This window comes from Pseudomonas sp. SbOxS1, from assembly GCF_013416725.1.
GTDB lineage: Bacteria > Pseudomonadota > Gammaproteobacteria > Pseudomonadales > Pseudomonadaceae > Aquipseudomonas.
Window position 1 is genome coordinate 26,343 of the sequence record NZ_JAAVXC010000011.1, and the last position, 11,153, is coordinate 37,495.

General features: G+C 62.3%; 12 protein-coding genes. 1 reads left to right on the forward strand and 11 read right to left on the reverse strand.

What is annotated here, in order from left to right:
* Window positions 1–3: 3 nt before the first annotated feature.
* From HFK74_RS15155 to ribBA, 3 genes are all read right to left on the reverse strand, one after another.
* Entirely contained in the window at window positions 4–936 is a 933-nt protein-coding gene (locus tag HFK74_RS15155; RefSeq protein ID WP_180204209.1) for an ABC transporter permease, read from the reverse strand.
* Window positions 933–1,958, reverse strand: a complete 1,026-nt coding sequence (locus HFK74_RS15160) for an ABC transporter substrate-binding protein (protein ID WP_180204210.1) — start codon at window positions 1,956–1,958, stop codon at window positions 933–935. Before HFK74_RS15160 ends, HFK74_RS15155 begins: the two co-directional genes overlap by 4 nt.
* Window positions 1,959–2,285: 327 nt before the next feature.
* Entirely contained in the window at window positions 2,286–3,395 is a 1,110-nt protein-coding gene (gene ribBA, locus HFK74_RS15165) for a bifunctional 3,4-dihydroxy-2-butanone-4-phosphate synthase/GTP cyclohydrolase II (protein WP_180204211.1), read from the reverse strand.
* A 71-nt stretch (window positions 3,396–3,466) separates the two neighbouring features.
* Here ribBA and HFK74_RS15170 point away from each other — a divergent pair, with 71 nt between their 5' ends.
* Window positions 3,467–3,763 carry a DUF1330 domain-containing protein gene (locus HFK74_RS15170; protein ID WP_180204212.1) on the forward strand — a complete coding sequence of 99 codons (297 nt, stop codon included), beginning with the start codon at window positions 3,467–3,469 and terminating at the stop codon, window positions 3,761–3,763.
* A gap of 115 nt (window positions 3,764–3,878) precedes the next feature.
* Here HFK74_RS15170 and HFK74_RS15175 read toward each other — a convergent pair whose 3' ends face one another.
* The 8 genes from HFK74_RS15175 to HFK74_RS15210 form a co-directional block, all read right to left on the reverse strand.
* Window positions 3,879–4,442, reverse strand: coding sequence for an NUDIX hydrolase (locus tag HFK74_RS15175; RefSeq protein WP_180204213.1), 564 nt, complete (start codon window positions 4,440–4,442; stop codon window positions 3,879–3,881).
* A gap of 2 nt (window positions 4,443–4,444) precedes the next feature.
* The gene (locus tag HFK74_RS15180; protein ID WP_046817510.1) at window positions 4,445–5,197 is read right to left on the reverse strand and encodes a GntR family transcriptional regulator; all 753 of its coding nucleotides are present in this window, start codon (window positions 5,195–5,197) and stop codon (window positions 4,445–4,447) included.
* An 87-nt stretch (window positions 5,198–5,284) separates the two neighbouring features.
* Window positions 5,285–5,674 (reverse strand): carboxymuconolactone decarboxylase family protein, encoded by a 390-nt coding sequence (locus tag HFK74_RS15185; protein WP_007978697.1) that lies wholly within the window; start codon window positions 5,672–5,674, stop codon window positions 5,285–5,287.
* A 123-nt stretch (window positions 5,675–5,797) separates the two neighbouring features.
* Window positions 5,798–7,249 carry an NAD-dependent succinate-semialdehyde dehydrogenase gene (locus HFK74_RS15190; RefSeq protein ID WP_180204214.1) on the reverse strand — a complete coding sequence of 484 codons (1,452 nt, stop codon included), beginning with the start codon at window positions 7,247–7,249 and terminating at the stop codon, window positions 5,798–5,800.
* 114 nt (window positions 7,250–7,363) lie between these two features.
* Window positions 7,364–7,849 (reverse strand): flavin reductase family protein, encoded by a 486-nt coding sequence (locus tag HFK74_RS15195; RefSeq protein WP_180204215.1) that lies wholly within the window; start codon window positions 7,847–7,849, stop codon window positions 7,364–7,366.
* 12 nt (window positions 7,850–7,861) lie between these two features.
* Window positions 7,862–9,343: an aldehyde dehydrogenase gene (locus HFK74_RS15200; RefSeq protein WP_180204216.1), complete on the reverse strand. Its 1,482-nt coding sequence runs from the start codon at window positions 9,341–9,343 to the stop codon at window positions 7,862–7,864.
* Window positions 9,340–10,173 carry an alpha/beta fold hydrolase gene (locus HFK74_RS15205; RefSeq protein ID WP_180204217.1) on the reverse strand — a complete coding sequence of 278 codons (834 nt, stop codon included), beginning with the start codon at window positions 10,171–10,173 and terminating at the stop codon, window positions 9,340–9,342. Before HFK74_RS15205 ends, HFK74_RS15200 begins: the two co-directional genes overlap by 4 nt.
* A gap of 43 nt (window positions 10,174–10,216) precedes the next feature.
* Window positions 10,217–10,807 (reverse strand): amino acid synthesis family protein, encoded by a 591-nt coding sequence (locus tag HFK74_RS15210; protein ID WP_007978708.1) that lies wholly within the window; start codon window positions 10,805–10,807, stop codon window positions 10,217–10,219.
* Window positions 10,808–11,153 lie beyond the last annotated feature (346 nt).

Genomic DNA, 11,153 nt, shown 5'->3' on the forward strand with positions numbered 1-11,153 from the left:
GGCTTACCTCGCGTTGCTGGCGCCAACCGGGGATTCCGGCTGGAGCTTCAGGTAGAAGTAGAACAGCACCAGCGTGATGACGATCAGCAACGCGGCACCGGCGCTCGCCAGGCCCCAGTTGAGGAACGACTGCACCTGCTGGATGATGAACTCGGGCAGCATCATGTTCTGCGCACCGCCCAGCAGCGCCGGGGTGACGTAGTAACCGAGGGACATCACGAACACCATCAACCCGCCGGAGAACAGCCCCGGCCGGCACAGTGGCAGGAACACCCGGAAGAAGTTGGTCCACGGACTGGCCCCGCAGATGGAGCCTGCCTGCAGGATCATCGGGTCGATGGCCTGCATGGTCGCCTGCAGCGGCAGCACGATGAACGGGATCATGATGTAGCTCATGCCGATCACCACGCCGGTCAGGTTATGTACCATCTCCAGCGGTTGATCGATGATGCCCATGGCCATCAGCGCCTTGTTGATCACCCCGGAGGCTTGCAGCAACACCAGCCAGGAGTAGGTACGGGCGAGCAGGCTGGTCCACATCGACAACAGCACGATGTTCAGGATCCAGCGACCCCAACCCCGTGGCACCAGCGTGATCGCCCAGGCCAGGGGGAAACCCAGCAGCAGGCTGAACAGCGTCACCAGGCCGGCCACCGAGAAGGTGTTGAGCAAGACCCGGGCATACGCCGAGTTGGCGAACAGCTGCTCGTAGTTGCCCAATCCCGGCGTGGGTTCCAGCACACCGCGCAGCAGCAGGCCGATCAACGGCGCCAGGAAGAACAGGCCGAGGAACAACAGGGCAGGGATGAGGTTGCTTGATCCGCGCCAGCGTTGCGCCAGGGTCGGGGTTTGGGTCATCGCAGCCGCCTTGCCGGCAGCGCCGGTGGCGCTCCCGACGGGCGTGGATGGACGGGACGCGGTTGCCGTCATTTTCATTTGACCAGCCATTCGTTCCACCGTGTGGCGATAGCAGGACCGTTCTTGGCCCAGTACGCGAAATCAAGAGTGATTTGGTCCTTGGCGTAGGCCGTCGGCAGGTTCGGCGCCAGCACCGAGTCCAGGCGCGCCACGCTGTCGACGTTGACCGGGGCGTAGGCGGTCAGGTTGGAGAAGTCGGCCTGGCCTTTGGCACTGCTGGCATTGGCCAGGAACTTCATCGCCGCGTCCTTGTTCTTCGAACCCTTTGGAATGACCAGGATGTCGGCCATGACCAGGTTCTGTTTCCAGCTTACGCCAACCGGAGCACCGTCTTCTTGCAGGGCATGGATCCGGCCGTTCCAGAACTGGCCCATGCTCGCTTCACCGGAGGCCAGCAGCTGCTGCGACTGGGCGCCGCCGCCCCACCAGACGATGTCTTTCTTGATGGTGTCGAGTTTCTTGAAGGCGCGGTCCAGGTCCAGCGGGTAGAGCTTGTCGGCGCTCACGCCATCGGCCAGCAGCGCCAGTTCCAGCACGCCGGGGCTTGGCCACTTATAGAGGGCGCGTTTGCCGGGGTAGGTCTTGGTGTCGAACAGCGCGGACCAGTCCTGGGGTTTGTTGGCCCCGAGCTTGCCTTCGTTGTAGCCGAGGACGAAGGAGAAGAAGAACGAGCCGACGCCGTGATCGGAGACGAACCGCGGGTCGATCTTGTCGCGCTCGATGACTTTGAAATCGAGGGGTTCGAGCAGGCCTTCGGAGGCAGCACGCAAGGCGAAGTCGGCCTCGACGTCGACTACGTCCCACTGCACGTTGCCGCTTTCGACCATGGCCTTGAGCTTGCCGTAGTCGGTGGGGCCATCCTGGACCACGGTGATGCCGCTGGCCTTGCTGAACGGATCGGCCCAGGCCTGCTTCTGCGCATCCTGGGTGCTACCGCCCCAGCTGACGAAGTTGACGCTTTCAGCCGCCAGGGCCACATGACTGACCGTGGCCAATAAGCCTGCGAACAGTACTGCGGATGCACGTTTGTTCAACACCATTTTCACGCCCTCATTTGTTGTGTTTTTGAGCGGGCTTGGTAATGCCCGCCTATCGGGAGCAGTAGGTCCATCTGGCCTTGAAAGGCGACCGTGCCAAGGGCTGTTGTGGGTGCTTTCCCTCGCGGGTGCGCTTGGCTAAATCGTTCGGTCTATGGAATATCATATTATGGTATTCCAAACTTTGTGCAAGCACTTTGCCTTACCGGCTATCCGCCAAAAATGCTTTTTTGTTGCCGGGTGGAGGACCTGTAGGAGCCCGGCTTGCCGGCGAAGGCGTCCGTAAGATCGCCTTCGCCAGCAAGCCGGGCTCCTACAAAGTGCTGTGGGTCATTGGGTGAACGGAATGCTCTCCACCACTTCCAGGTCATACCCGGTCAAACCCGCGTATTTCAGCGGCGGCCCGAGATGCCGCAGCTTGCCGACGCCAAGGTTCTGCAGGATCTGTGCCCCGGTACCGACTTCCGAATAGATCCGCGACTGCGAACGGCTGAACTGCCGCGGCGCCTGGGTCAATTGCGGTACCCGTTCCAGCAGCGCTTGCGACGATTCGTGGTTGGCCAGCACCACCACCACGCCGCGACCTTCTTCAGCCACGCGCTGCAACGCGGCCCATAGCGTCCAGTTGGAAGGGCCGCTGTATTCGGCGCCGACCAGGTCGCGCAACGGGTCGATGACGTGCACGCGCACCAGCGTCGCTTCATCGCGGCGAAGATCGCCCATGACCATTGCCATGTGGACACCGCCTTCGATGCGATCCTCAAAGGTGATCAGACGAAAGGTGCCATGCACCGTCGGCAGCTCGCGCTCGCCGATGCGCACCACCGTGTGTTCGGTACTCAAGCGATAGTGGATCAGGTCGGCGATGGTGCCGATCTTGATTCCGTGTTTGCGCGCGAACACTTCCAGGTCCGGGCGGCGTGCCATGGTGCCGTCATCGTTCATCACTTCGACGATCACCGAGGCCGGGGTGAAGCCGGCCAGGCGCGCCAGGTCGCAGCCGGCTTCGGTATGACCGGCACGGGTCAATACGCCGCCCTCACGGGCGCGCAATGGAAAAATGTGACCGGGCTGCACGATATCGGCGGCAGTCGCGCCGTGGGCGACGGCGGCGGCCACGGTGCGCGCGCGGTCGGCGGCGGAGATGCCGGTGGTCACGCCAACGGCCGCTTCGATGGACACCGTGAACGCGGTGCTGAACACGCTGCCATTGCTCGGCACCATCTGCTCAAGGCCCAGGCGCTGGCAATGCTCGTCGGTCAAGGTCAGGCAGATCAGGCCGCGCGCTTCACGGGCCATGAAGCTGATGGCTTCGGCGCTGCAGCGGTCGGCGGCCAGCAACAGGTCGCCTTCGTTTTCCCGGTCTTCGTCGTCAACCAGGAGCACCATCTTGCCTTGGCGGTAGTCTTCGATGATTTCTTCGATGCTGTTGAAGGCCATGTCGGGATTCTCGGTGTTTGATGGAGGTATAATGTGGTATACCATAATACAAAACAAGCACAGAGGTCACTATGAAGGCGTACTGGATTGCTCACGTGGATATCACCGACCCCGATCAATACAGCCAATACACCCAACGGGCACCGCAGGCCTTTGCCCGATACGGTGGTCGGATATTGGCGCGCGGTGGGCGCAGCGAAGCGATGGAAGGCCGGCCGACGCCGCAACGCAGCGTGGTGATCGAGTTCGATTCCTACGAGCAGGCGTTGGCCTGTTACCGGTCAGAGCTGTATCAGGAGGCGAAAGGGCATCGCGAGGGTGTGGCGAGGGCTGAAGTGATCATCGTCGAGGGTGTGGCGCCAGCATGAAAACCGCCGCATAACACTGTAGGAGCTGGCTTGCCAGCGAAGGCGTCCGCAAGATCAACGCAGCATCCAACGGCCCCTTCGCTGGCAAGCCAGCTCCTACAGGGGGTAATGGGCGTTAGCGGATGAAGTGGATCTTGCCGCTGTCATCGTTGCCGATGTAGATACCGTAGACCCCGGCCTGCCGCTCCTCGATGTAGCGTTCGAGGATCTGGCGGATTGCCGGGTAATAGATGCTGTCCCAGGGAATGTCCTCGGGCGCGAAGAATTTATAGTCGAGGGTTTCCGGTCCGTATTGCCCGGTGATCTCCAGGGCGATGGCGCGGAAGATGATGTACACCTCGCTTATCTTTGGCACGCTGAAGATCGAGTAGGGCGAGAGGATTTCCGCGCGCACGCCGCTCTCTTCCCAGACTTCGCGCAATGCCGCCTGCTCGGTGGTTTCGCCAGCTTCCATGAAGCCCGCCGGCAAGGTCCAGGTGCCGGGGCGCGGGGGGATCGCGCGTTGGCACAGCAGGTACTTGCCATCCTGCTCGATGATGCAGCCGGCGATGATTTTCGGATTGACGTAGTGGATGTAGCCGCAGCCGCGGCACATCAGGCGCTCGTGCGTATCGCCCGGTGGCAGCTGTGACTTGAGGTCATTGCTGCCGCACTTTGGACAATAGCTCGGGCTGAACATGATCAACGTCCTATGCGCGGTTCTTTGAGCGCGATGGGCTGGGTGATTTCGGGGATCGCCCCGGTCTCTTCCTGCTTGCGCTTGAGGTAATCGAGGGCGACGGTGGCGGCGGCGCGGACGTGGTCGACGCAAGCCTGGTGGGCGGCCAGGGGATCACCGCTCTTGATCGCCTCGACCATGCGTTCCATTTCCTGGTTGCTGGCGCCGCGACGGTTCTGCTGGGACACGGAAGTCGCGCGCAGGTAGCTGATGCGCGCCTGCAGCTGACGCAACTGGGTCGCGGCGACATGGTTGCCGGAGCCTTCGAGCAGCACGTCGTAGAAACCTTGCACGGAATCGATGACCTGTTGCAGCTCACCTTCCTTCAACGCCTGGCGGTTTTCTTCCAGGGCCTTTTCCAGGGCCTTGATGTCCTTGGCCTTGGCCCGCAGGGTGAACAGCTGGACGATCAGGCCTTCGAGGACGCAACGCAGCTCATAGATATCGACGGCATCGGCCAGCGTGATGATCGCGACCCGCGGGCCCTTGGCATCGGCGAACTCCACCAGGCCTTCGGATTCGAGGTGGCGCAAGGCTTCGCGCACCGAGGTGCGGCTCACGCCCAGGCGATCGCACAGATCGCGTTCGACCAGTCGATCTCCCGGCAGAAGCTGGAAGTTCATGATGGCGCTTCGCAGTTTATCCAGCACGATTTCGCGCAGGGTAACGGGGTTGCGATTGACCTTGAAGCTGTCGTCGAGTGGCAGGCGTTTCATGGGGTCCGCTCTGAATGTGGCTGTCCATGCAAAAAGAGCACTTCGATTGCAATAATCCTGGTGCTCGTTCAGTCAGATAGCCAAGGGTTAACTGGAGGCCTCGGCATCGGCTTCGGCGAACGCTTCACGGGCAAGCCGGAAACTGTCTACGGCCGCGGGGACACCGCAATAAATACCGACCTGAAGCAGAATTTCGCGTATTTGTTCACGACTCAGCCCGTTACGCAAGGCACCACGCACGTGCAGCTTGAGTTCGTGAGGCCGATTGAGGGCCGAAATCATCGCCAAGTTTATCATGCTGCGCTCTTTAAGCGACAAACCCTCACGGCCCCAGACGTGGCCCCAGCAGTACTCGGTGACCATCTCCTGCAGGGGGCGGGTGAAGTCGTCGGCGTTCTCGATGGAGCGCTTCACATAGGCTTCGCCCAGCACCTGGGTGCGGATCTTCAAGCCTTTTTCGTACTTCTCGTTACTCATTTCACTTATCTCCGTGGGGCACGGATATCAATGCTGTTCTGTAGGAGCCCGGCTTGCCGGCGAAGGCGTATTTGAGGGCGCCTTCGCCGGCAAGCCGGCCTCCTACAGCTTGACCAACATGATTCAAAGCCCGCCCATCAGGGTGTATTTAAGTTCCAGGTAATCCTCGATGCCGTACTTGGAGCCTTCACGGCCCAGGCCTGAGGATTTGATCCCGCCAAAAGGTGCAACTTCGGTGGAAATCAACCCTTCGTTGATCCCCACCATGCCGTACTCCAGCGCCTCGCTCATGCGCCAGGCGCGGCCCAGGTCGCGGGTGTAGCAGTAGGCGGCGAGGCCGAATTCGGTGTCGTTGGCCATCTGCACAGCCTCGGCTTCGCTGTCGAAACGGAACACCGCGGCGAGCGGGCCGAAGGTTTCTTCCCGGGCGACTTTCATCTGCGTGGTGATGCCGGCCAGTACCGTTGGCTGGAAGAAACCGTGCCCCAGCGCATGACGTTCGCCGCCACAAAGCAATTGGGCGCCTTGCGCCAGTGCGTCCTGTACGTGGTCTTCAACCTTGGCCACGGCGCGCTCGTTGATCAGCGGCCCCTGGGTGACGCCGTCAGCGAAGCCGCTGCCAATCTTGAGTTGCGACACCCGCTCGGCCAGGCGCGCGACAAAGGCATCGTGAATGCCGTCCTGCACCAGGAAGCGATTGACGCAGACGCAGGTCTGGCCGGCATTGCGAAACTTGGCGATCAGCGCGCCTTCCACCGCACGCTCAAGGTCGGCATCGTCGAAGACAATGAACGGCGCGTTGCCGCCCAGTTCCAGCGAAACTTTCTTCAGCGTCGGCGCGCACTGCGCCATCAGCAACTTGCCAATGGCCGTGGAGCCGGTGAACGACAGTTTGCGCACCAATGGGCTTGCGGTCAGCTCGGCGCCGATGGCGATGGCATCACCGGTGATCACGTTGAAAATACCGGCGGGAATCCCGGCCTGTTCGGCCAGCGCCGCCATGGCCAGTGCCGAGAAGGGCGTCTCCGGTGCCGGTTTGACGATACACGGGCAGCCGGCGGCCAGTGCCGGGCCGGCCTTGCGGGTGATCATTGCCGCTGGGAAGTTCCAGGGGGTGATCGCCGCGACGACACCGATCGGCTCTTTGCTGACGACAATGCGCGCATCGCCCTTGTGGCTGGGAATGGTGTCGCCATAGATGCGTTTGGCTTCTTCGGCGAACCACTCGATGAAGCTGGCGGCGTAGAGAATTTCACCCTTGGCTTCGGCCAGCGGTTTGCCTTGTTCGAGGGTCAGGATTTCGGCCAGGGCATCGGCATTTTCCAGCATCAGCGCGTGCCAGCGCTTGAGGGTGTTGCTGCGCTCTTTGGCGGTCAGCGCGCGCCAGGCCGGCCACGCGTTGTTGGCTGCGACGATGGCCTGGCGGGCGTGCTCGGCGCCAAGGTTTGGCACGCTACCGATGCGTTCACCGGTGGCCGGGTTGAAGATGTCCTGTCGGGCACCATCGGGCGCATCCAGCCATTGGCCGTTGATGTACGCCTGCTGGCGGAACAGTTGCGAGGCTGCTGGGATCATGCCGGCTCCTGGAGAATAAGGTGATTACCTGTAGGAGCCGGCTTGCCGGCGAAGGCGTCCTCAAGTACGCCTTCGCCGGCAAGCCTGGCTCCTACAGGGGTTGTGTTGAGCCGATCAGGCCAGGGCGGGCAGGGGGCCCAGCTTGCCTTTGTGGTAGATCATCGGCGTCACCGGTTGCTCGGGCAGGATCAGGTTCTTCACCGCGCCGACGATGATGGCGTGGTCGCCGCCATCGTATTCACGCCACAGTTCACACTCGATAATCGCCGTGGCTTTTCGCAGCAAAGGGTTGCCCCGTTCGCTCAAGTGCCAATCGATGCCGTTGGCCTTGTCCTTGCCCTTGCCGGCGAACGCATAGGCTTCGGCGGTCTGGTCGGCGGACAGCAGGTGAATCGCGAACTGCTTGCTGTCGCGCAGCACCGGGTAAGTGTCAGAGGCGTAGTTGGGGCAGAAGAGCACCAGTGCCGGATCAATCGACAGCGCACTGAAGGCGCTGGCGGTAATGCCGACGATGCCACCGTCCGGGTCCAGGGTGGTGACCACCGTGACCCCGGAAGGGAACGAGCTCATGACGTCTTTGTAAATGCCGGGTTCGATCATTTCTCAGGACTCCTAGCGCATCACGAACGGATCAGGCATCGGTGCCTGGGAAAGATTGATCCACACCGTTTTCAGCTCGGTGTAGGCCAGCACGGAATCGATGCCGCTTTCGCGTCCATAGCCACTGTTCTTGAAGCCGCCGATCGGCGCCATGGCCGACACGGCACGGTAGGTGTTGACCCAGATGATCCCCGAGCGCACGTCCCGGGCCAGGCGATGGGCGCGGCCCAGGTCGCGGGTCCAGATGCCGGCGGCGAGGCCGAACTGCGAGTCATTGGCGATCGCCAGGGCTTCGGCTTCGTCCTTGAAACGGATGACCGAGGCCACTGGGCCGAATACTTCTTCCTGCATGATCTTCATCGAGTTGCGGTCGCACTCGAACAAGGTCGGCTCATAGAACCAGCCTTCGCCGAGATTCTGCGGACGCTTGCCACCCAGGCGCAAACGCGCACCTTCGGCAATGGCATCCGCCACCAGCCCCTCGACCACGGCCAGTTGCTGCGCGGTGGCCATCGGGCCCATCTCGCTGCTGTCTTCCTGGGGGTTGCCGATGCGGATGCGCTGGGCGCGTTCCACCAGGCGAGCGACGAATTCGTCGTAGATTTCGTCCTGCACCAGCAAGCGCGAACCCGACACACAGCTTTGCCCGGACGCCGCATAGATCCCGGCGATGGCACCGTTGATCGCGCTGTCGAGATCGGCGTCGGCGAAAATGATGTTCGGCGATTTGCCGCCCAGTTCCAGCGACAGCTTGGCGAAGTTCTCCGCGCTGCTGCGCACCACATGCCGCGCCGTGGCCGCGCCACCGGTGAAGGCGATCTTGCGCACCAGCGGATGACGGGTCAGGGCGGCGCCGGTGCTTGGACCGTAACCGGTGACGACGTTGACCACCCCCGGTGGAATCCCGGCTTCCAGCGCCAGGCGTGCCAGCTCGAGAATGGTCGCCGAGGCGTGCTCGGACGGCTTGATCACGATGGTGTTGCCTGCCGCCAGGGCCGGCGCCAGCTTGATCGCGGTCAGGTACAGCGGACTGTTCCATGGAATGATCGCGGCGACCACGCCCATGGCTTCGTGCACGGTGTAGGCAAACAGATCCGGTTTGTCCAGCGGCAGGGTGCCGCCTTCGAGCTTGTCCGCAAGGCCCGCGGTGTAATGGAAAAACTCTGGCAGGTAGCCGACCTGGCCGCGGGTCTCGCGGATCAGCTTGCCGTTGTCGCGGCTTTCCAGCTGCGCCAGTTGTTCCTTGTTTTCGGCGATCAGGTCGCCCAGGCGCCGCAGCAACTTGCCCCGGGCGGTGGCGGTCAGGCCGCGCCAGGTCGGGCTGTCGAAGGCAGTCTGCGCAGCCTGTACGGCGCGCTCGACGTCGGCTTCGTCGGCATCGGGCAGTTCGGCCCACGGTTCGGCCAGGGCCGGGTTGAGGCTTTCAAAAGTCTTGCCGGACAGGGCATCGACCCATTCACCGCCGATGCACATCTGGAAGCGTGCGAGAGTCATGCAACGATCCCCTTAATCTGGTTTGGTCGGGCGTGCGCCGTGTCGAGAAACTCCAGCAACAGCTGGTTGACCAGGCGCGGCGATTCTACGGGCATCATATGCCGCTGCTCGGCGAGTACGGCAACCTGCGCACCGGGAATGCGCTGGGCCAGTTGCTCGGCCATTTCCGGGGTCGACCCCGGGTCGAGTTCGCCGGTAGCGACCAGCGTCGGCACCTGGATGCTGGCCAGGTCATCGGCGCGGTACATGTCCTGGGTGGCGAACAGTTCATACGTGGTCAGGTAACCCTGCGGATCATTCTGCGCGAGCGTCTGGCGCAAAGCCGCGATCTGCGCCGGATTGGCCGCCTGGTATTCGCGGCTGAACCAGCGCGACAGTGCGGCTTCAGCGTTGGCATCCGGCCCGTGTTCGGCGGCCTGGGCCGTGCGGGCGATGACACCGGCGCGTTGCTCGGCGGTGCGATTGAACACACTGTTGAGCACCACCAGGCTTTGCAGGCGTTGCGGGTAATGCAGGGCGAAGGCCCGCGCCACCAGCCCGCCCATGGAGAAACCGATCACCGCCGCCTTGGGCAATTGCAGATGATCGAGCAGCTCCAGCAGTTGATCGGCATAGCCGAGCAGCGGCGTGCCGCTTTCCGGGCGAGGGCTGGCGCCATGCCCTAGCATGTCGTAGGCGATGACGCGGTATTTCGTGGCCAGGCCAACGATCTGGCCGCCCCACATTTCTTTGTTCAGGCCCACGCCGTGGATCAAGACCACGGGCTGGCCTTGGCCGGTCGCCAGGTAACTGGTGCCAGCCGGGGTGCGTTCAGCGGTGAGCCGAATCATGGAGCGCTCCTGCATACCTTTTTTGTTGTAGTGACCGACCGGCTTACTGGGCTTTTTCGGCTGCCAGTTCTTCCAGGTCGATATAGCGATTGCCGATGCGTGGGTGCAGGCGGCCGCCATCGGCGCAACCCAGGACCACGACGATTTCGTCGGCTCGCGGCGCGTCTTCGATCTGCATTTCCAGGGTGATGTAGTGCGAGCGCAGGCCTTCATCGTCCTTGTGCATCATCGGGATCTGGATCGAAGTGCCCGGGCCGCCGCGCTTGTTGGTGAAGCTCAGGTAGCTCTTGGCTTTCACCGCTTCGCGGTAGTGGTTGCCGAAGCGCAGGGTGTGGATCACCGCGGAGGCGTGTTCGATTTCACCGTCGGCACCGACCACGGCGGCCTTGCCATACGCTTCGATCTTCTCGGCACCACCGATGATGCCTACCAGGCGCTCGACCATCAGTGCACCGAGGTCGGAACAGTTGGCGCGGATCTGCGGCTTGAGGTCTTCAACGAAACCGTTGCCCAGCCAGGGGTTCTTCATCACCACGGCCAGGCCGACCATTGTTACGGGCTTGTCGGTGGCCTTGCCGCCTTCAATGAAGGTTTCTTCGACATAGCTGACGATCTTGCGGATTTCGAAACTCATGAGCTGCTCCGTATCAGGGTGAAAGGTGTCTGTGCGTATGATGGTATACCATAATACTGGATGCGCAATAGGGTGAGAGGAGTTTCTGGTCGGACGGTGATGAAATCTGTAGGAGCGAGCTTGCTCGCGAAGGCGGCCTGACAGCCGACCGGGATGTTGTTGACTGAGTACATATCCATCGCTGCGGTAACGGCCACCTATGGTTTCGCTCTTACAGCGACTCACTTTTTCAAACGCCGGAGTGCCGGCCCAGCAAAAAGTAAGCAAAAGGCTTTGCCCCACCACTTGGTGCCTCGCTGTGGCTCGGCATGCCCTCTCTCCGGCATTGCTCCGTGGGTCGCCGCGA